The following is a 22328-nucleotide window of genomic DNA, read 5'->3' as shown; positions in this document are numbered from 1 at the left end:
TATATAATAAACGTGTTTTTTAAATAGGCCGTGAGGCCAAAGTCTAATTTTATTCGAATAAAAAAATGAGCACAGAAAACGAAGAATGGCGCGAAAATTCTTTCAATGAAGAGAATACAGGTGCCGGCCGTGATGGTAACAGGTCTTACAACAGAGAAGGTGGAGAACGTCCGTATCGCCCTTCTTACAACCGTGAAGGCGGGGATCGTCCGTATCGCCCGCGATTTAATGCCAACAGTGAAGGAGGCGAACGCCCGCAGCGTTCGTACGGTGACCGCTCTTATGGCGACCGTCCCCAACGTCCTTCTTACAATCGTGAAGGTGGCGATCGTCCGTATCGTCCTCGCTTCAATAACAACAATGAAGGAGGCGAACGCCCGCAACGTCCTTACAACCGCGAAGGTGGTTCTTATGATCGTCCTCAACGTCCTTCTTACAATCGTGAAGGTGGTTCTTATGACCGTCCTCAACGTCCCCGTTTCAATAGCGGCGAAGGTGGTGAGCGTCCGTCTTATGGCGACCGTCCTCAACGTCCTTCCTACAACCGTGAAGGTGGCGACCGTCCTTACCGTCCCCGCTTTAATAACGGTGAAGGTGGCGACCGTCCTCAACGTCCTTCTTACAACCGTGAAGGTGGTGATCGTCCGTATCGTCCCCGTTTCAATAACGGTGAAGGTGGCGGCTATCGCAGCAACAACGGCGGTGGAGGTTATCGTCCGAGATATAATAACGACCGTCAAGGAGGATATCGTCCTCGTCCGCGTACCGGCGATTATGATCCGAACGCTAAGTATAGCGTAAAGAAACAGATCGAGTACAAGGAACAGTTCGTTGATCCGAATGAACCGATTCGTCTGAATAAGTTCCTGGCTAACGCAGGTGTTTGCTCCCGTCGTGAGGCTGATGAATTTATCACAGCAGGTGTGGTTTCTGTAAACGGTGAAGTGGTAACGGAATTGGGTACGAAGATCAAACGTTCGGATGTGGTTAAGTTCCACGACGAACCGGTAAGCATCGAACGCAAGGTATACGTATTGCTGAATAAACCGAAAGATACCGTTACTACATCGGACGATCCGCAGGAACGCCGTACAGTAATGGATTTGGTGAAAGGCGCTTGCAACGAACGTATTTATCCGGTAGGACGTCTGGACCGTAACACGACTGGTGTACTGTTACTGACGAATGACGGTGATCTGGCTTCCAAGCTGACACACCCGAAATTCCTGAAGAAGAAAATTTATCATGTTCATCTGGACAAGAACCTGACTAAAGCAGATATGGAGCAGATTGCAGCTGGTATCCAGTTGGAAGATGGTGAAATCCATGCAGATGCAATCAGCTATACAGATGATTTCAAGAAAGACCAGGTAGGTATCGAAATTCACTCCGGTAAGAACCGTATCGTTCGCCGTATTTTCGAATCACTGGGTTATAAAGTAGTAAAACTCGACCGTGTATTCTTCGCCGGGCTGACCAAAAAAGGTCTGCGTCGCGGAGACTGGCGTTACCTGTCGGAAGCAGAAGTAAACTACCTCCGCATGGGTTCGTTTGAGTAATAAGTCAATAAATAACAACTTGACAGAGGACGGGGAAAGAAAGCAGGAAAGAATTCATCCTGCATTTGAAACCTCGTCTTCTTGTATCTAAAAAGAAAAAGTTAAATGGAAAAGATTGGTAGAACAAAAATTGTTGACCTGTTGAAGCGCACAGATATTGGCGCTATGGTCAATGTGAAAGGATGGGTTCGCACCCGTAGAGGTAGCAAACAAGTAAACTTTATCGCACTGAATGACGGTTCTACAATAAATAATTTGCAGATCGTAGTAGATTTGGCTGGTTTCGATGAAGAGATGCTGAAACTGATTACTACCGGCGCTTGTATCAGCGTGAACGGAGAAATGGTAGAATCAGTAGGTTCCGGTCAGAAAGTGGAAGTACAGGCTCGTGAAATCGAAGTGCTGGGTACTTGCGATAATACATATCCATTACAGAAGAAAGGCCACTCTATGGAATTCTTGCGCGAGATTGCTCACTTGCGTCCGCGTACCAATACATTCGGTGCAGTGTTCCGCATCCGTCACAACATGGCGATTGCTATTCACAAGTTCTTCCATGAAAAGGGCTTCTTCTATTTCCATACGCCGATCATTACGGCTTCCGATTGTGAAGGTGCCGGACAGATGTTCCAGGTGACTACCATGAACCTGTATGACTTGAAGAAAGACGAGAGAGGTTCTATCTCATACGAAGATGATTTCTTCGGTAAGCAGGCAAGTCTGACTGTTTCCGGTCAGCTGGAAGGTGAGTTGGCAGCTACTGCTTTGGGAGCTATCTACACATTCGGTCCTACGTTCCGTGCCGAAAACTCCAATACTCCCCGCCACTTGGCAGAGTTCTGGATGATTGAGCCGGAAGTGGCTTTCAACGACATTACAGACAACATGGACTTGGCAGAAGAGTTCATCAAATATTGTGTGAAATGGGCGTTGGATAACTGTGCGGATGATGTGAAGTTCCTGAACGATATGTTCGACAAAGGCTTGATTGAACGTCTGCAAGGTGTATTGAAAGATGATTTCGTACGTTTGCCTTATACAGACGGTATCAAGATTCTTGAAGAAGCTGTTGCGAAAGGACATAAGTTCGAATTCCCGGTTTACTGGGGAGTGGACCTGGCTTCCGAACACGAACGTTTCTTAGTGGAAGAACACTTCAAACGTCCGGTGATTCTGACTGACTATCCGAAGGAAATCAAGGCCTTCTATATGAAGCAGAACGAAGACGGTAAGACTGTACGTGCCATGGACGTTCTTTTCCCGAAAATTGGTGAAATTATCGGTGGTTCCGAACGTGAAGCCGACTATAACAAGCTGATGACCCGTATTGAAGAAATGCACATCCCGATGAAGGATATGTGGTGGTATCTGGATACCCGTAAGTTCGGTACTTGTCCTCACTCCGGTTTCGGATTAGGGTTCGAACGTCTGTTATTGTTTGTAACAGGTATGGCGAATATCCGTGACGTGATACCGTTCCCGCGTACACCAAGAAATGCTGATTTCTAATATTTCGGTATATTTATGTAAAACTCGCATAATCTTCAGGTTATGCGAGTTTTTTTATGCTCTGAATTGCTGTATTCTCAAAATAAATCTTTATATTTGGAAATACGCATTCGAGAGTGTTAACTAAAATAATACAACAATGAAAAAGCTCTATTTCTTTACCATGCTTTCAATAATGTTGTTAGCGGTAACAGGTGCGACGGCCCAGAAGAAAACCAAATTCAAAGCGGCCGATTTGAAAGGTATTTGGCAGCTCTGCCATTATGTATCCGAGTCTCCCGATGTTCCGGGAGCGTTGAAACCCAGTAATACATTTAAAGTGTTGAGTGATGACGGACAAATCGTTAACTTTACCATTATTCCCGGTGCGGATGCGATTATTACTGGATATGGTACTTATAAACAACTCACGGACGATTCTTATAAGGAAAGTATCGAGAAGAACATTCATCTCCCGATGCTGGACAATCAGGACAATATTTTGGAATTTGAGATTAAAGACAATGATTATCTCCATCTGAAATATTTTATCAAGAATGATTTGAATGGAAATGAGTTGAACACCTGGTATTATGAAACCTGGAAGAGGGTGGAGATGCCGGCTAAATTTCCGGAAGATATTGTGAGATAGAAGAGCGCGTACTTTTTGGTGGAGGCACGGATTTTGCAAAAGGCTGCATAGTTGTTTGGTTATGCCTGACAACAGCTTATTTGGTAAAATCCGTGCCTGTTTTTCTATAAAAGATAAAAACAAAGCACTTTTGGACAAAATCAAAGTCCGTAGAAATAGAAACAAAAATGAAAAAATAGATTTGCAAAGGGTTTGTCCGCGACTTGCTCTAACTTTGTTGCCAGTAATAGAATACAGTAACAAAATAAAGTGGAACAATGAAAAACAAACTTTTACTAGCGGTAGGGAGTATGGCGCTCCTGACTGCTTGCGATGCTTCAAAAGGAAATGAGATGGCATGGTTCGATCATGCAGTGAAAACATCGGGACATCAGTTGCTCTATATGGCAGAACAATTGAAGAATGAACCGGATACCGCCTGTTTTCCCCGTTCTATCAAAGAAGGAAAGTACAGACTGGAGCACCCCACAGATTGGACGAGTGGTTTCTATCCCGGTTCCATGTGGCTGGCATACGAGTTGACCGGTGATGAGGCTCTCGCAAAAGAGGCGCGTAAATATACGGACCGTCTGCAGGATATGCAATATTATACAGGTAATCACGATTTGGGTTTTATGATGTTTTGCAGTTATGGGCAGGGCATCCGTTTGAAACCGGAGCCAACGGACAGTTTGATTCTGATTCATTCTTCAGAAAGCTTGTGCTCCCGTTTTCGTCCGGAAGTCGGACTGATTCGTTCGTGGGATTTCGGCGATTGGAGTTATCCGGTGATTATTGATAATATGATGAACCTTGAAATGCTGTTCTGGGCTTCGGAGCAAACCAATAATCCGAAATATCGTGAAATAGCCATCTCTCATGCTGACAAAACGTTGAAGAATCACTTCCGGGAGGACATGACCTCTTACCATGTGGTGAGCTATCTGGCAGATAGCGGTGAGGTAGAGTCGAAAGGAACCTTTCAGGGATATGCCGATTCTTCCGCTTGGGCGCGTGGACAGGCTTGGGGAGTGTATGGTTATACCATGTGTTATCGCTTCACTAAGCAGCAGAACTATCTGGATGCCGCTCATAAAATAGCGCGGTTCATTATCGATCACCGTCCGTCCGAAAATGACTATGTACCTTATTGGGATTATGATGCTCCCAATATTCCGAATGAACCGCGGGATGCTTCTGCAGCTGCCGTAACAGCTTCTGCATTGCTGGAGTTGAGTGGTTATGGCGACAAGAAACAAGGGGAAGAATATTTCCGTTATGCGGAGCATATCCTGAAACAGTTATCCTCTGATGATTATTTGGCCAAGGAAGGAGAAAATCATGGCTTCATCCTGTTACATTCGGTTGGCAGTTTCCCGCACGACAGTGAAATTGATACTCCGCTCAATTATGCTGATTATTATTATCTGGAAGCCTTGAAGCGTTATAAAGATCTGAAAGAAAAATCAGAAAATCCGTCTTACTAACTTGAAGAGAAACCGTAAAAAAAATAAAATTCAGGGCAACCGCGTCTAAAATATGAATTCGTAACTGTCGGACTTTGGCGCGGTTACCCTGTTTTGAGCCGATACCGGTCCTTTATATGAGTTAAAAAACGGGATTCATTTATCAGATTGAATTGAAAATACTTATCTTTACGATAAATTCTTCAATATTAGCTCATGAAAGACCGACATTTGCTATTTAGATACCTATTCGGATTAACCGTTTGCATTTTATTTTTTCCTTTGGCTGTATCGGCCGCCGACAGCTTCATTCATTTTAAGCGATTATCCGTGGATGACGGGTTGTCGCAAAATACTGTGCTCGCTCTGACACAAGATCATAATAATAAGCTTTGGGTAGGCACCATAGACGGACTGAACTGGTATGAAGGTTCCCGTTTCGTTTCGTATTATAAAGCGCCGGATGATACGACCAGTCTGGCAAACAATCATGTCTATTCACTTCATACCGATTTGAAAGGTACGGTATGGGTAGGCACACAGGTCGGTTTATCCCGTTATAATATAGTAGGGAATAATTTCACCAATTATTCTTCACCGGACAATCAGCCGATGCAAGTATTGGCTATCGGAGAACCGGAGGAAGGCGACCGGCTTTTGCTTGCTACCAATATCGGTCTGGTGATTTTTGATAAAAAGACCGGGCGGATGAAAGTGCAGCCGGAACTTGCCGGAAAAACGATCTATTCTGTTTGCCGGATGAATGACGGTTTCCTGTTGGGAACTTCGGAAGGTGTCTATTTCTATTATGTACGCAACGAAAACGTGACCCGGCTTCTTCTCCAATTGAAAGGAGAAACCATCTCCGATATGCTCTATGACGACAAAACCGGCAACTGTTGGCTGGCTTCATTGACAAACGGGGTGTATTGTGTGGATAACAACTTTCAAATAAAACATCATTATAACAAGCAAAATACTCCTGCTTATTTCCTTACGAACTCGGTCAGGACATTGTCCGGAGATGATAAAGGAAGGGTTTGGATAGGAACCATGGAAGGTTTGCTTATCCTTGAACCGGAGACGGGAACTTTCCGTATCTGCCGTTTTTCTCCTGAAGATCCGACTACCTTGGGGCATAATTCCATCCGTTCTATCTTGAAAGATAATCAAGGGGGAATGTGGATCGGTACATTTTACGGCGGGCTTAATTATTATCATCCTCTCGCTCCGGCATTCGGACGCTTGCAACATTCCGCTTGGAGGAATTCGTTAAGTGATAACACGGTGAGTTGTATTGCCGAAGACCCGGATAATGGCAATCTCTGGATCGGTACGAACGACGGCGGATTAAATTATTATAACCGGAAAACCGGAGTCTTTTCGTATTACCGGACGGGTACTTCCGCCAATGCTTTAAAGTCGGACAATATAAAATGTATATGGACGGACAAGGATGGAAGTGTCTATATCGGCACTCATGGAGGGGGAATGAGTCGTCTGCATCACCGGAGTGGCAGGATAGAAACATATTCCTTTCCCCATTCTACTTCCCTGACTAACAGTTGTTACTCCTTATTGGACGGAACGGATGGAACGCTTTGGGTAGGCGGCATGAGCGGGCTTTACCTTTTCGACAAACAGACCGGCGAACTTTCACAGCATCCGTTGGCTAAAAAGCATAAAAAGTTGGAGAATGTATTGATATATACCTTGTTTCGCGATTCGAAAGGAAGAATATGGATTGGTACGGAAGAGAGCCTGTTTTTGTATGCCGGCGGGAAACTGGAAGAACTGCATCTTTCTTCTTCGGCTTATCTGCATGGGTTGATACAGGCTTTCTGTGTACAGGAGGATAGCCGTCATGAAATCTGGATCGGTTCTTCCACAGGATTATATTGCTATAAGGAAGGAGCACCGACTGCCTGGAAACACTATACGATGAAAGACGGTTTGCCAAACGACTTTATTTATAATATACTGGAAGATGAACGGGGGCGTTTATGGTTGACAACTAACAAGGGACTGGCTTGCTTCAATACGGAGGAGGGTACTTTCCTCAACTATACGAAGCAGGACGGATTGCCTCACGATCAGTTTAACTATTTCGGAGCTTGCAAAGCGCACGATGGTACATTCTTTCTGGGGTCTCTTGGGGGCGTTGCCTATTTCAAGCCATACGAATTGGGTGATAATCCATATTCCCCGGATGCGGTAGTGACAGGAGCCGTTGTCTTAAATCAGGTGATTACGGATATGAAAAGTGAACGGGTACGTTATTATCAGGACGAGCAAGGGCGGATGCTGGGTATGTCGTTCCCTTCCGATCAGAAACTTTTTAATATCCGGTTTGCCGTTATCAACTATTTGGCTGGCAAACGGAACCAGTTCGTTTACAAATTGGAAGGCTTTGAAACCGAGTGGAACTACTCCCGCCATGTTTCCTTTGCACGGGCAAGTTATTCCAATCTCCCGCCCGGTGAGTATGTATTCAAGGTGAAGGCATGTAACAACAATGGAAAGTGGAGTGAGGCGACCACTGAATTTTTTGTGCATATCATTCCGATGTGGTATCAGACCTGGTGGGCAAAGACACTTTTCATCTTCTTTTCTGTAGGGCTTCTCGTCTTTGTGATTTATTTCTTTATTGCCCGTGCCAAAATGAAGATGCAAGTCCGGATCGAACAGATAGAACGAAACAAGATAGAAGAAATCAGTCAGGAGAAAGTACGTTTTTACATGAATATGTCTCATGAGTTGCGTACTCCGTTGAGTCTGATACTGGCTCCGTTGGAGGAACTCTTGGGGCAGAGCAATCTGAAAGGAACTCCGGTACAGCAGAAACTGGATTACGTTTATAAGAACGGTCGTAAGTTGTTGCACATTGTCAACCAGTTGCTGGATTTCCGTAAAGCCGAAGCAGGTGCAATGCCCATTCATGTTGCGCAGGTGAATGTAGAAGGACTGTTGCAAGATGCTTTTGCCCTGTTTAAAGAAAATGCGCAGAAGCGTGCTATCAGCTTTCATATAAAATCCGATCTGGAAGGACGATTGTTTCCGGCGGACCGGACGTATGTAGAGACTATCTTGATGAACCTGTTGTCTAACGCCTTTAAGTTTACACCGGACGGCGGAAGTATTTCGCTTTCCTTATGGACAGAGGGAGATACCTATGGCTTCACGGTAAGAGATAGCGGAATCGGTATGTCTCCGGAACAGCTAACCCACATTTTCGAACGTTTCTATCAGGTAGACGGTCAGCGAAAGGGGACGGGTATCGGGCTGTCATTGGTGAAGATGCTTGTAGAAAAGCATCACGGCACTATTATGGTAGCAAGCGAACCTGCTCAATATACCGAATTTAAAGTCACGCTACCTGCTGATATGGCTGCCTTCACAGAGAAAGAGCGTGAATTGCCGGCACATGAAGTCGAAACATCTACTTCTCTCCGGGAGCTTCCGGTGGCTGATGAATATTTCTCTGGTGATGCGTCGGCTATAGTTGCAGAAGAACTATCGGACGGTGATCAGATAGAAGCCGGCAGTGAGGAAGAACGGCCTACTATCTTGTTGGTAGATGACAATAAAGAAATGGTGGATTACCTGAAAGATAATTTCCGGCAGAACTATGTGACACTTACCACCGGAAACGGCGAAGAAGCATTGGCTATTATGAAAGAGCATCGTGTGGATATTGTCCTTTCCGACGTGATGATGCCGGGTATTGACGGTATCAAACTTTGCCAGCTTATTAAACGAAATCTGCAAACCTGTCACATTCCCGTCCTGCTGTTGTCTGCCAAAGGAAGTGTCGATGCACAGACGGAGGGTATTCAGGCTGGAGCGGATGATTACATTGCCAAACCGTTCTCGATTCATTTATTGAAAGGAAAAATTGCTAATCAACTGAAAGCACGCCAGCGGTTGAAACACTATTATTCGAATACGATTGATATAGATACTGCTAAAATGACTTCGAATAATCTGGATGAGGAATTCATGAGCAAAGCTATTCAGGTAGTAGAAGAAAATATCAGTAATGAAGACTTCACCTCTGATGAGTTGGCAAGCCAGCTTTGTATGAGCCGTTCATCACTGTATCTCAAGATGAATTCCATATCCGGTGAACCGCCTGCCAACTTTATCCGGCGCATCCGTTTTAATAAGGCGTGTAAATTGTTGCTTGAAGGGCGCTACTCCATTTCGGAGATTAGCGGAATGGTAGGGTTCGGATCTTCTTCTTATTTCTCTACCAGTTTCAAGAAGTATGTCGGTTGTCTGCCATCGGAGTATGTGAAGCAGCATACTAAGTAGTTGTTGCTTGTTCATGCAGGTGCAGAAATGAATGAGATTTTTTTGTCTACTATAAAGTTGAAAAACATAAAAACATCTGCCACCTGCAACCAAACGCGTGTAATGCACTAATTGATAAATAGTTGGAACGTGGCAGATACTGTGGCAGATAGGTTGCAGATAAAGTATCTGCAACGCGTTATATAATCAAAGAAAAAGCCTTGATTCCTTTATGCAAAGCTATGGGATAATTGGGGTGACTCTATGGATAATTTGTGGTGTCTCTACGGGGAAACGACAGTATCCTTACGTAGAAACTGTAGTGTCCCGCCTTAGAAACTCTCGTTTCCTGCCGTGGAAACTGTAATTTCTAATGCCGGAAACGACAGTTCCCCGCCTGGAAACGGGAAGTTAATGCATACAATAAACTTTTGCCCTCCTGGAGAATTGGCTTATGCAAGGTTTATACTGTGTTGCAGATACTTTATCTGCAACCTATCTGTCGCAGGTATCTGCAACGCTCCAACTATTTGTCAATTAGTGTGTTACACGCGTTTGGTTGCAGGTGGCAGATGTTTTTATATTTTTTCAACTTTATGGTAGGAGGATTACGCATCAAAATTAGGGTCACCACTGTAAGTCATAAACCAAATTCACCTCTGTGTCTTCCGCGTCCTCTGTGGTGAAAACCTAAACAAGAACTAATAACCTTCATCTTTCTATCAATTCCAGTCATTCCGTTTTGGGGGCTATTTTACCCTTTTACCCTCTTTGTAGCTTCCTGTAACGCTTGTTTTGGACGAATTTTAAGTTGAAATGAACGAAAATAAAGTCCTGTTAGACAGTATCAGAGAAGGAAGAAATGAATTGAAAGTTCCGTTTCGGACGGTTTATCTACATTTGCCTACAGAAAAACCAATCATTTGATATCATGAAAAAAGTATTATTGATTTCATTCGTAATCTTGTCTGTGACTGCACAGATGACACATGCGCAAAAACAAGCAGTTATTAAGCTGACGGAGAAGACATTGATGCACGAAATGCGTGCCACTCCTTATCCTCTTGATAAAGCGGTGGTTAATGACCGCGCGGTTTCTTTCCAATGGCCGCTCCGTTCGGACATGAACTCGCAGGACAGTCCGTTGGATGGATTCGAACACAAAGTAAAGAAGGTAGATAAAACAAAGATTACCTATCGGTTACGTTATTCGCAGGATGCCGGATTGAAGTCGGGAGTTGTTCAAGTGGAAACTCGCTGGCCGTTCTATAATCCGGAACAACCGCTTGCGCCGGGTGTATGGTACTGGCAGTTCGGTTATGTAGAAGACGGACAAGTGACTTGGGGAAGCACACAGCAAGTCACCGTAGAAGATCGTCCGGGCAAATTCTGTCCTCCTTCATTGAAAACAGTGTTGGCAAAACTACCAGCCGACCATCCGCGTGTGTGGATCATGAAGAACGAATGGAAGGACTTTATAAATCACAGCAAACAAAAGGCAGAAAGACAATGGTATCTTGAGCGTGCAGATCAGGTACTTCAGACTCCAATGAAATCAGTGAAAGATATTAATGTCTCGCAGGTGAAGAATCTGAAGAACGAGATGCAGATAAATTCATACCTCACTCGTGAAAGCCGTCGCATCATCGATGCGGAAGAGGGCAACACCGAAGCATTGATACGGGCCTGGTTGCTGACGCAGGATACTAAATATGCTGACGAAGCCATCAAACGGGTATTTATCATGGCCGACTGGGATAAAGATAAGAATGTGAAAGGAGATTTTAATGCTTCTAGCTTATTGTCTCTCTGCTCTATGGCTTATGATTCTTTCTACGACCGGTTGAATACATCACAAAAGAAAGCATTGCTGGAAGCCATCAAAAATAAAGGTGGTGAAATGTATGAGAACTTTAATAACCGGATGGAAAATCACATCGCCGACAATCATGTGTGGCAGATGACACTTCGCATCCTTACAATGGCGGCATTCAGTGTATATGGCGATCTGCCCGAAGCCAACACATGGGTGGATTACTGCTATAACGTCTGGTTGGCACGTTTCCCCGGATTGAACAAAGACGGTGGCTGGCACAATGGCGATTCTTACTTTACGGTCAATACCCGTACATTAGTAGAAGTACCTTACTATTATAGCAAACTGACCGGTTACGACTTCTTTTCCGATCCTTGGTATCAGGGAAATATCATGTATACCATCTTCCAGCAACCTCCTTTCTCCAAATCCGGAGGAAACGGAAGTTCTCATCAGAATGTGGGACGTCCAAACAGTATCCGTATAGGATATTTGGATGCGCTGGCACGCCTTACCGGAAACACTTATGCCGCTGATTTCGTCCGCCGCACATTGAAAGTGGAACCGGATTATATGAAGAAAGCCTTATTGAATAAGCCCGGTGATCTTGCCTGGTTCCGCCTGCAATGTGATAAACCTCTGCCGGAAGGTGAAGGATTGACTGCACTCCCTGCAGGATACGTCTTCCCCGCAACAGGACTTGCCTCTTTCCAGACGAACTGGGATAGAGTAGGTGGAAATGCGATGTGGAGTTTCCGGTCAAGCCCTTATGGTTCTACCTCTCATGCACTTGCCAATCAGAATGCTTTCAATACGTTCTATGGTGGAAAACCATTATTTTACAGTAGCGGACACCACATTGAGTTTACCGACGTACATAGTATGTTGTGCCATCGTGCCACACGTGCTCACAATACGATTCTGGTGAACGGTATGGGACAACGTATCGGTACGGAAGGATATGGATGGATTCCCCGTTATTATGCCAGCGAGAAGATCGGGTATGTGCTGGGTGATGCTTCCAATGCTTACGGAAAAGTGATTTCACCGCTTTGGCTGACACGCGGCGAACAGTCGGAGGTGCATTATACGCCCGAAAATGGCTGGGATGAGAATCATGTGAAAACTTTCCGCCGTCACATTGTCAATTTGGGAAAGACAGGACTCATCTTTATCTATGACGAACTAGTGGCAGACGAACCTGTAAACTGGAGTTATTTGCTGCATACCACAGAAAATCCCATGACAGTGGATAAATCGAATCATCGCTTCGTGCATATTCAAGCCACGAACCGCGGAGGAGCATCAGACGCTTATCTTTTCTCCACCGGAACATTGCAGACTGATACGACGAGCCGTTTTTTCTATCCGGCAGTCAACTGGCTACGTGCTGATGACAAAGGGGTGTTCAAGAAGTATCCTAATCACTGGCATTTCACCGCTACATCGGAAAAGGCACAAGTATATCGTTTTGCCACTGTCATCAATACACATGCACTGAAATATCCTGCCAAAGATCCCGAAATCTTGTCCGACGGACGTATCAAAGTAGGCGGATGGCTGATTAGTGTAAACCTGAAATCCGACGGTGCTCCTTCATTCTTTATCCGCAGCACTCAAGAGAAGGTGAATATCACTTATAAAGGTGAAGCTACTGTCATCAATGAGGATGGGTACGAAACGGTAATGAGGGATACAGTGCCCGAACTGGAAATCTAATCAATGAACATGAAAGATACGAATATATGAGACACTCTACTTTTAATATGAGAACTATATGTCTGTTGGCTGCATTATCGGGCATAACCGTCTTGTCGGCACAGACTCCCGGTAAACCCCGTGTACAGACTTCGGCAGCTCCGGAGGAAACTACGGTTTACAAGTCCGGCGGAAAAAAGCAGGAAACAGCAGTTGCGACTTCTTCAAAAAAGGAGGAGGATAAACGCCAATCCGGCAAAGAGAATACAGGAAAGAAAGCGGCTGCCTTTGATGGTCAACGCTATCTGGCACTGAAAACGAATGTAATATATGATGCTTGTGCTTTGCTGAACCTTGCCGTGGAAATGCAGGTACATAAAAAGATCACAGTAGAGTTGCCATTGACTTGCAGTTTGTGGGACTTGGGAGATAAGCACGGCGTGCGTACGGTAGCATTGCAACCTGAAGCCCGCTGGTGGATAGGAAATGAGACAGGACGGGGACACTTTGTCGGACTACACGCCCACGTGGCATGGTTTAACGTAAAGTGGAACGATGACCGTTATCAAGATACTGATCGTCCGCTGTTGGGAGCCGGAATAAGCTACGGTTACAAACTCCCCCTTTCCAAACACTGGGGAGCGGAATTTAATCTGGGAGTGGGATATGCCAACATGAAGTATAACACCTATTATAATGTAGACAACGGCGCACTGCTGGATACGCGTGTCCGTCATTACTGGGGGATAACCCGTGTGGGAGCATCGTTGGTCTACCGCTTCTAACCTAAGATAGGAACATACATATAAATAAGATAACAATATGAGAAGAAATTTATATATACTGGCACAGTGCACTTTCCTGTTGTTCATCACCCTGCTGGTGAATGGATGCAGCCTGCACGAAGAACCGGAAATGACTCCCGAAGGAGAACTGGGAGTGGACCCGACAGCTGTAACACTCAACCTTAATCTTGCAATGAATCTAAGTTTGGCAGAAAGAGCACCGGTGACTATCACCCGTGCGTCGGAAACCAACTATCTGCGTCGTTTCATCGTAGAAGCCTATCTGGATAGACAGGTGGCGGCACGGCAAACGGTATACGAAGAGGATTTTAACCGTGCCAGTCTGTCTGTTAGTATGAAGCTGCACGCCCGTAATTACCGCATCCTGGTGTGGGCCGATTATGTGAATGCGGAGACACCTGAACAGGGACTTGTTTACGATGCCAAGAATCTAGCTTTTATCCTTCCTGCCGGAAAGTATATAGGGAATAGCCGTTATAAAGATGTTTTTGCTGCTTCTGCTATGGCAGACCTGACTTCTTTCCGCAATCATTGGGGAGCTGAAACAAGTCTTGACGTTGAACTGTATCGCCCCGTAGCACGCTATGAACTGGTGGCTAAAGATGTGGCAACGTTCCTCAATAAACTGTCCACAGGCGGACTGAAAGGTGAAAGTTTTACCGCTCGTGTGAAGTACAGTGATTATTTGCCTACCGGCTACAATTTGTGGGACGATGTACCTAAGAACTCGCTCATGTACATGGAATATAAAGTGGCCTTTGAACGCCCTGCCGATGGTACGAAAGAGCTGAAACTGGGATTCGACTATGTATTAACCGATGCCGGAGAAACCGTTTCTATTCCTGTAGAACTGGAAATCTTGAATGAGAAGAATGAAGTGCTGGCACGTACTGCTTTCCGTATTCCTTGTGAACGGGGTAAAAACACAACGGTACGCGGTAACTTCCTGACTTCCGATATCAATGGAGGAATAGGGATCGACCCCGATTATGAAGGTGATCTGGAGGTAGATCTTGGAGAATTATAAAATAGACAAATCAATTAAAAATAGCTTAACCATAAAACAATTAAGATCATGAAAAAGAACTTATTTTATTCGCTAATGGCTTTGTTCGTAGTGCTTTTCGCATCCTGTGGACAAGAAGAAATCGTTTCGGACAACGGAACAGAAATCAATGCTCCTGTTACTATCTCTGTACAGGCTCCTGTAAATGACGTCTTTAGCCGTGCGGGTGTTACCATCCCTACCGGTTATACGATGCAATGTATCATGCAATTACTGAATGCTGATGGCGATAAGATAGGCGATCAGGTAACTAAACCGATTACGGATGGTAAGGTATCTTTCACCATTTCCGTAGATGAACAAAAAGAAGTGTCGAAAGCATTGTTTTGGGCTGAATACGTACCGGAAAGTGGTGCTGCTAATAAAGTATATGACACTGCTGATTTGAGAGCAGTAGGATATAATACTGCATCATTCGATCTGACAAATGAAGCGTTGATGGCAGCCAGCGACGCTTTTTGCGGAAAATTGGAAACGATTGGTAATGCCAGTGTGACATTGAAACGCCCGTTCGCTAATGTGAGCGTAAAACCGAAGAATCCGGAAGTAGCTGCGGCAGCTAATAAACTGGAAATAAAATATAACGCTTTGAGCGGATATGATATTTTAGAGGGTAAATGTTCTGCTACGGCTCCTGTGACTTTTACAAATGCAAGTTTTGCTTCTGCGGATGGCAATTGGTTCGCTAATTTCTTTTTTGCTCCTTCAAATGTAGGTAAATTTACAGAAGAAATAACCATGGCATTGAGTGGCGGATATAGTAAAGAGATTAAAATACCGGCAAATACATTACCTTTGGATGCTAATATGCAGATTATGGCTAAATTTGAAATCGGAGATGGAAACTTTGACATTGAAGTAGGAGTGGATCCGGATTATGAAGCATTGGAAATGAAAGTTGGTAGCTATATCAATGCTGAAGGTAAAGTGGTACGTGATGCAGCGGATGCTGTCGGTATTGTTTTCAAAATGGAGGCTATCGGTAGTGATGTGCCGGCTAATTATCCTGTAGCACTTCAGGGCAAGACAATTGCCGGATATGCGGTAGCGATTGAGAATGTAGCGACTGCTCGTCAAACTCTTAATACGGAATTATTGACTACTTTGGCTGAAACAGCTGCAGGTATGACAAATGGAACACAGACTACGGACGTTTTATTAACAGGTCTTGGAGATGTTGCGTTTAAAACAACTTATGAGAAATGGGTGGGAGAACATGCTCCTGATAGTGAGAATTTGAGTGCATGGTATATTCCTACATTGTCGCAATTGAGTGCGTTTATGGGTACATTGTTTACTATGAAAGAGGTACCTGCTAGTGGTAGTGAGGACTTCAGAAACATGTCGGAGTTTGAGTTTGTCAATGGTAAAATGTTTGATAGAGAACCGATTGCTACGGTAAACTATGCTTCTAGTACTATCAATAACCAAGGTAATGTTTCTGGTGTACGTATTAATGTGCCCAGTGGTGCCGTAACTAATGCACAAGAAGCGGGTATTGCTGTTAAAACAGCTGCTAACCAACAAGCTCTTTGCCGCCCCATGATTACAATCTTTAAATAGTCACTGAATATTCGACCTTACTCAATAGAAATTCAAGGAAAGTGGGATTCCCCCGTCCCGCTTTACCTTCTTCTTACATTGAAACTTTTGAAAATAGCCCTCTAATCTTATACCTAGAAAAGAAAATAATATGCACACCACATTTCGCCTATCGGTTTTTCTTTTGTTCATAGTACAGTTGTTCTGTAGCTGTACATCTGACTCGCTGCCCGAACCGGACAGTACGCAGCCAGAGACGCCTGCCGGAATTCCCGATGCCTATCAGGATAAGATACGGACGCAACCTTATCCCAAAGGAGATAATGAATTGTATCTGAATCCTGCTCCTCTTATTGTTCCTCAAGCCATGAAGACGGGCGAAAGACTGCAATTTTCCCTTTCACGTACTGAAGATTTCAACAGTTCCGAAACGCTACTTTCCGAACCGCAGGAATGGTGTATGTATAATCTTCATCGCCGCTTGGAAGTTGGCACATGGTATTGGCGCTTTCGTTCCACTAATCTTAATGGGACGATGCCCGGTGAATGGAGTGCTATCTATCGTTTCGAAGTGAAGAATGATACACCGGAATTTGTAACACCTTCTTTTCAGACATTCTTAGCAAATGCTCCCCGTCTGCATCCTCGTATTTACTGTTTTTTAGACGACCGTATTGAGGGGGCTCGTAACCGTGTCACTTCACACCCTGAATATAAAGAACTACAAAGTCGTGCTTCTCTGGCATTGAACGCCGAATACACTGGAATGACTGATTTGTATAGTCGTGCAGAAGAACTCCGGCAACATGCCACTTATCTTTATCAGGCTTATCACCTGACCCAAAAAGAAATTTATGCCGAAAAGTTGCGTCAGCTTCTCGAAGCTCTGATTGTCGCTCCCCCTGCCGATGGACAACTTTTTGCATCCAACTTTACTGCCAGCAACATCACATGGTGTCTTGTTGCAGCCTACGATCTGCTTTATAATAACTTGTCTGCTTCCGATCGTACTGCTGCCGAAGAACTGATGATGCGTGTGGCACGTTACTATTACAAGGTAAATTGCGGTTTTCAGGAAAACCATCTCTTTGATAATCATTTTTGGCAGCAGAATATGCGCGTCCTCTTTCAAGTGGCTTTGTCGCTTTATGATAAACCGACCTATTCTTCCGAAGTGCTGCCCATGATGGAGTATTATTATGAATTGTGGACAGCCCGAGCTCCTGCCTCCGGTTTCAATCGTGATGGTATATGGCACAATGGCACCGGTTATTTCAGTGCCAATATATTGACTTTGGCGTATATGCCGTCTCTTCTTTCATTCATCAGTCAGTACGATTTTCTATCGCATCCGTGGTATCAGAATGTTGGACGTTCGTTGGTTTATACTTGCCCGCCGGGATCGAAAAGTAACGGCTTTGGTGACAGTAGTGAAAAGGGGAGCGAACCCAACCGGCTGATTGCCGCTTTTGCTGACTATCTGGCGTGTGAAACGGGTAATTCCTATGCCGGATGGTATGCCGGAGAATGTCGGGACCTGTTGCGTCGGGATTATGAATTGCGTCTTTACCGGATGTGTACCGATCAGGATTACAATACAACTTTTCCTGCCGGGGCTGATAAAATGGTTTGGTATAAAGACGCTGGTGAAGTAGCCATGCACAGTGCCCCGGAAGATACAGAAAGGGATCTTGCACTCTCGTTCCGTTCCAGTACATTCGGGTCCGGCAGTCACACTACTGCCAGTCAGAATGCTTTTAACCTGTTGTATAAGGGTGTCGATGTGTATCGCAGCACGGGTTATTATCAGAATTTCAGCGATGCTCATAATCTGATGTCCTATCGCCATACGCGGGCACATAATTCACTGTTGGTAAACGGTATCGGACAACCTTATTCTACCGAAGGTTACGGCAGTGTGATGCGTGCTATGGGCGGGCAGCATATCAGTTACTGTTTGGGAGATGCTTCACATGCTTACAGAGGTATCAGCAATGACCCGATGTGGGTTGGCTACTTCAAGCAGGCAGGTATTGAGCAGACACCGGAAAATGGATTCGGTGCCACCCCGTTGACTAAATACCGCCGACATGTGTTGATGCTTCATCCTCATACGGTGATTGTGTATGATGAGCTGGAGGCATCGGAGGCTGTCCGCTGGGAGTGGCTGTTGCATAGTCCTACGGAATTTAAGATCGATGCGGTAAAGAAAACGTTGTCTACAGATAATAAGGCCAAAGGATGGGTGGCTGTGACACAACTTTTTGGAGGACATGTTTTTACGCTGTCCCAAACGGACCGTTTTGTAGTGCCGCCCGCCATCACCGGAGCGGAGTATCCCAACCAGTGGCATTTGACTGCACGGGTTGACGGTTGTTCTGCCACCCGTTTCTTGGCTATAATTCAGGTAGGAGATGAGGCTGTTTCTATTATTAACCGTGATGGTGATACCTTTAACGTAGGCGACTGGACGATCAAAGCGGTTTTGGATGCTTCCAAGGCACCGGAACTGACAGTGAATCATCGCACCGAACAAGCAGTATTTAGTTATGGAACAGACAATCCTGCGTTGAATGGCAATTTTTACTCTCGACAATATACGGGTTCCTCGTTGCTTTACGATGAGATAGACGGGGTTTATCAGGTGGTTGAAATGACCGACCGGAGTCCTATATCTACTCGGGTAGTAAATCAATGATAAACAATGAAACATAGTGAATATAAATAACAAACAGAATATGATGAAAAGTAGAATTATTTGCATTTTGTTGCTTCTTGTCGGTGTATCCGGCATTTATGCCCAGAGTTTGACCGTTACCGGTAAGGTGGTGGACAACGAAGGCTTGGAAGTGATTGGAGGAAATGTAACCGTGAAAGGAAAACAAAACACGGGTACCATTACCGATATCAATGGTAAATACACCATTACCGTTAGTGATCCGCAGAAAGATGTCTTGGTCTTCTCTTTTATCGGATTGGAAAATATGGAAGTAGCCGTGAAAGGAAGGAAACAGATTGATGTGACCATGAAAGCTGCGTCGGTATTGTTGGATGAGGTGGTAGCTATCGGTTATGCAACAGTAAAGCGTAAAGACCTGACCGGTTCTGTAGCTTCTGTGAGAAGCGGCGATTTGCTCAAAGTTCCTTCGTCTGATGTAACCCAAGCTTTAGCGGGACGTATGGCGGGTGTGCAGATTATACAAACAGACGGTCAGCCCGGTGCTACGATGTCAGTGCGTGTTCGTGGCGGTATATCAATTACGCAAAGCAACGAACCGCTTTATATTATCGACGGATTTCCGACGGAAGATGGCATGTCCAGCCTTGATCCTGCCGATATTGAAAGTATCGACGTGTTGAAAGATGCTTCGGCAACAGCCATCTACGGCGCCCGGGGAGCGAATGGCGTAGTGGTAATCACCACCAAAAGCGGTGCGAAAGGAGAAGGAAAAGCAACACTTACTTTCGATTCTTATGTAGGTGTGCGTACGCTTGCCAAGCGGTTGGATGTATTAAGTGTAGAGGAATTTGTGTTGGCGGATTATGAAAGAACATTAGGAGATGCTACTGATCCCGAGGAAAGTATGCGGTCATGGCAGAATCGTTATGGTGGTTTTGTCGATCTTCATGAGAACTATGGCAATCGTAAAGGTATCGATTGGCTGGATCGTACGATGGGACGCACTACCGTTACGCAAAATTACCGGGTAGGCGTCAACGGTGGTAATGATAAGTTGAACTACAATATGTCTTATGGTTACTTCAAGGATGAAGGTGCGATGGTATATAGCGGCAGCGACAAACATAATATTGCGCTTAGCGTGAAAAGCGAAGTGAATAAGCGGCTCTCCGTTACAGGACGTATCAACTTCGATTATCTGAAAGTGTATGGAGCTGGTGTTGCCGGAAATGGTACGAATGAGGGCGGAAGCAATGTAGATGCAAAGTTTAATAAAATGGTTCAGATTTTGCAATACCGTCCTACTATTGGTATACGTGGTAGTGATTCGGATTTGTTGGCAGGAGAAGATCCTGTATTAAGCGATGCGGATGGAAACGTGATGCAGAATCCATTGATTGCCGCCGCTGAAGAAAAGGATAATAAGGAAACACGCACTTTGCAAGCCAATGGCGGACTGACTTTCAAAATCATCAAAGGATTGACCTTCCGCAACAATACGGGTATGCGCTATCAACTTTATCGCCGGGAGCTTTTCTATGGCGACCAATCTATAATGGGAAGACGCAACGGTATTTACGGCTCTATCAGAAATACAGAGACCGGAAGTTTTCAGACCTCTAACGTCCTGACTTATGACAAACGTTTTCAGAAAAAACATAAAGTAGTGGTACAATTGGGACAGGAATTTGTAAAACGCTGGACTCGTGTGCTCGAATCCGGTGTCAGTGGGTTGCCTACCGATGAGTTCATTTTGGGAGATATGAGTCTGGGTACTCCGTCCGTTGCTTCGTCCGATGAAAACTATGATGATAATCTGCTCTCTTTCTTTGCTCGTCTCAATTATGACTTTACGGATAAGTATTTGTTTTCTGCGACGTTCCGTGCGGATGGCTCTTCTAAATTCGGAAAGAATAATAAATGGGGATACTTTCCTGCTGTATCGGCAGCATGGCGTGTAGGTGAAGAGGATTTTATAAAGAAACTGAATGTTTTTTCCGACTTGAAATTCCGTATCGGATACGGTTTGGCGGGGAACAACAGAATCGGTAGCTATAACAGCCTTGCTTTGATGTCTTCCATCATCACAGCTATGGGAGATCAGCTTACTCCCGGTTATGCTTCCAAGCAGATACCGAATCCCGACCTGAAATGGGAAGCGAACAAGACTTTTAATATGGGGGTCGATTTAGGATTTCTGAATCAACGCATCACTGTTTCGCCTGAATTCTATATAAATAGGAGTAGTAACTTGCTGCTTAACGCCCAGTTGCCTTATTCTTCCGGTTATCAGAGTATGTTGATTAATGCCGGAGAAACGAAGAATGTAGGTGTGGAACTGACTGTGAATACTGTGAATTTCTCTACAAAGAAGTTTAGTTGGAATACTACACTGACGCTGTCTCACAATAAAAATTCCGTGAAAGCATTGACCGGTGAGGCGGTGCAACTCTATGAAGCCAAGTTCGGCTTTAATCAAAATACCCATCGTATTGCTGTCGGAGAACCATTAGGACAGTTCTATGGTTACATCACCGAGGGGCTGTATCAGGTAGATGATTTCAATTATGATGCTTCTACGCAGACCTATACCCTGAAAGATGGTATACCTTATCATGGTGATAAAGGCCAGATTCGTCCGGGCATGTGGAAGTTTAAGAACTTGACCGGAGATGATAATGTGATTGATGAAAATGATAAAACGGTCATTGGTAACGCTCAACCGAAATTCTACGGAGGCTTGAACAATTCTTTTACTTACAAAGGATTTGATTTAAGTATATTCCTGACTTTCAGCTATGGCAATGAAGTTCTGAATGCAACTAAGATGGTCGCTAGCAAGGTAGGTAGTCAGAACTACAATGCATTGGATGTGATGAGTAGTTCCAATCGCTGGATGACCATCAATTCGGATGGACAGAAAGTGACAGATCCCGGAGAACTGGCTGCTCTGAATGCTGGTAAAACCGTAGCCGCTTATCATGATGCTCAACAAGGAGATAATTATATTCATTCATGGGCAGTGGAGGATGCTTCCTATTTGAAACTAAGTAATGTGACTTTGGGATATACATTCCCTAAAAATCTGATTGCAAGGGTGGGATTGAAAAACTTGCGTTTGTATGCCACTGGTAATAATCTGTTGACTTGGACCAAGTATTCAGGTTTCGATCCGGAAGTCTCTACGATGAAAAGCGGTTTGACACCGGGTGTTGACTTCGGAGCGTATCCGCTTAGCCGTTCTTTTATTTTTGGTCTCAACGTAGCATTTTAATTCTTCAAA

11 protein-coding genes are annotated in these 22328 nt (G+C 44.6%); all 11 read left to right on the top strand.

Annotated elements, in window-relative coordinates:
• Window positions 1-65 precede the first annotated feature (65 nt).
• The 11 genes from DXA54_RS13215 to DXA54_RS13160 all read left to right on the top strand — a co-directional run bounded on the left by DXA54_RS13215 (window position 66) and on the right by DXA54_RS13160 (window position 22319).
• Window positions 66-1559 (top strand): pseudouridine synthase, encoded by a 1494-nt coding sequence (locus tag DXA54_RS13215; protein WP_120079686.1) that lies wholly within the window; start codon window positions 66-68, stop codon window positions 1557-1559.
• 105 nt (window positions 1560-1664) lie between these two features.
• A complete protein-coding gene (gene asnS, locus DXA54_RS13210; protein WP_008776681.1) occupies window positions 1665-3068 on the top strand; it encodes an asparagine--tRNA ligase in 1404 nt (467 codons plus the stop codon).
• Between the two features lie 139 nt (window positions 3069-3207).
• Window positions 3208-3699 (top strand): DUF4488 domain-containing protein, encoded by a 492-nt coding sequence (locus DXA54_RS13205; RefSeq protein ID WP_004305582.1) that lies wholly within the window; start codon window positions 3208-3210, stop codon window positions 3697-3699.
• A gap of 257 nt (window positions 3700-3956) precedes the next feature.
• The gene (locus DXA54_RS13200; RefSeq protein WP_120069194.1) at window positions 3957-5165 is read left to right on the top strand and encodes a glycoside hydrolase family 88 protein; all 1209 of its coding nucleotides are present in this window, start codon (window positions 3957-3959) and stop codon (window positions 5163-5165) included.
• A gap of 195 nt (window positions 5166-5360) precedes the next feature.
• Complete coding sequence (locus DXA54_RS13195; protein WP_120079684.1) at window positions 5361-9458, top strand: hybrid sensor histidine kinase/response regulator transcription factor; 4098 nt, start codon at window positions 5361-5363, stop codon at window positions 9456-9458.
• 910 nt (window positions 9459-10368) lie between these two features.
• Window positions 10369-12972 (top strand): DUF4962 domain-containing protein, encoded by a 2604-nt coding sequence (locus DXA54_RS13185; protein ID WP_008650434.1) that lies wholly within the window; start codon window positions 10369-10371, stop codon window positions 12970-12972.
• A gap of 26 nt (window positions 12973-12998) precedes the next feature.
• Window positions 12999-13736, top strand: a complete 738-nt coding sequence (locus DXA54_RS13180; RefSeq protein WP_120079682.1) for a DUF3575 domain-containing protein — start codon at window positions 12999-13001, stop codon at window positions 13734-13736.
• Window positions 13737-13773: 37 nt separating this feature from the next.
• On the top strand, window positions 13774-14784 hold the full coding sequence (locus DXA54_RS13175; protein WP_074559875.1) for a DUF6562 domain-containing protein: 1011 nt from the start codon (window positions 13774-13776) through the stop codon (window positions 14782-14784).
• A gap of 48 nt (window positions 14785-14832) precedes the next feature.
• Window positions 14833-16386: a hypothetical protein gene (locus DXA54_RS13170; RefSeq protein ID WP_120079680.1), complete on the top strand. Its 1554-nt coding sequence runs from the start codon at window positions 14833-14835 to the stop codon at window positions 16384-16386.
• A 130-nt stretch (window positions 16387-16516) separates the two neighbouring features.
• Window positions 16517-19063, top strand: coding sequence for a DUF4962 domain-containing protein (locus tag DXA54_RS13165; protein ID WP_120079678.1), 2547 nt, complete (start codon window positions 16517-16519; stop codon window positions 19061-19063).
• A gap of 40 nt (window positions 19064-19103) precedes the next feature.
• On the top strand, window positions 19104-22319 hold the full coding sequence (locus DXA54_RS13160; protein WP_120079676.1) for a SusC/RagA family TonB-linked outer membrane protein: 3216 nt from the start codon (window positions 19104-19106) through the stop codon (window positions 22317-22319).
• Window positions 22320-22328 lie beyond the last annotated feature (9 nt).

The sequence above is a fragment of the Bacteroides sp. OF03-11BH genome (assembly GCF_003604005.1).
Lineage (GTDB): Bacteria > Bacteroidota > Bacteroidia > Bacteroidales > Bacteroidaceae > Bacteroides > Bacteroides ovatus.
Note: the sequence above shows the minus strand (reverse complement) of the source record. Positions and strands in the feature narration are given on the sequence as shown.

What these genes read in the sequence shown, in the direction of transcription:
- DXA54_RS13165 (WP_120079678.1), top strand. Translation starts at nt 16,517, where the DNA reads ATGCACACCACATTTCGCCTATCGGTTTTTCTTTTGTTCATAGTACAG.
- DXA54_RS13195 (WP_120079684.1), top strand. Translation starts at nt 5,361, where the DNA reads ATGAAAGACCGACATTTGCTATTTAGATACCTATTCGGATTAACCGTT.
- DXA54_RS13180 (WP_120079682.1), top strand. Translation starts at nt 12,999, where the DNA reads ATGAGACACTCTACTTTTAATATGAGAACTATATGTCTGTTGGCTGCA.
- DXA54_RS13205 (WP_004305582.1), top strand. Translation starts at nt 3,208, where the DNA reads ATGAAAAAGCTCTATTTCTTTACCATGCTTTCAATAATGTTGTTAGCG.
- DXA54_RS13215 (WP_120079686.1), top strand. Translation starts at nt 66, where the DNA reads ATGAGCACAGAAAACGAAGAATGGCGCGAAAATTCTTTCAATGAAGAG.
- DXA54_RS13185 (WP_008650434.1), top strand. Translation starts at nt 10,369, where the DNA reads ATGAAAAAAGTATTATTGATTTCATTCGTAATCTTGTCTGTGACTGCA.
- DXA54_RS13175 (WP_074559875.1), top strand. Translation starts at nt 13,774, where the DNA reads ATGAGAAGAAATTTATATATACTGGCACAGTGCACTTTCCTGTTGTTC.
- DXA54_RS13160 (WP_120079676.1), top strand. Translation starts at nt 19,104, where the DNA reads ATGATGAAAAGTAGAATTATTTGCATTTTGTTGCTTCTTGTCGGTGTA.
- asnS (WP_008776681.1), top strand. Translation starts at nt 1,665, where the DNA reads ATGGAAAAGATTGGTAGAACAAAAATTGTTGACCTGTTGAAGCGCACA.
- DXA54_RS13170 (WP_120079680.1), top strand. Translation starts at nt 14,833, where the DNA reads ATGAAAAAGAACTTATTTTATTCGCTAATGGCTTTGTTCGTAGTGCTT.
- DXA54_RS13200 (WP_120069194.1), top strand. Translation starts at nt 3,957, where the DNA reads ATGAAAAACAAACTTTTACTAGCGGTAGGGAGTATGGCGCTCCTGACT.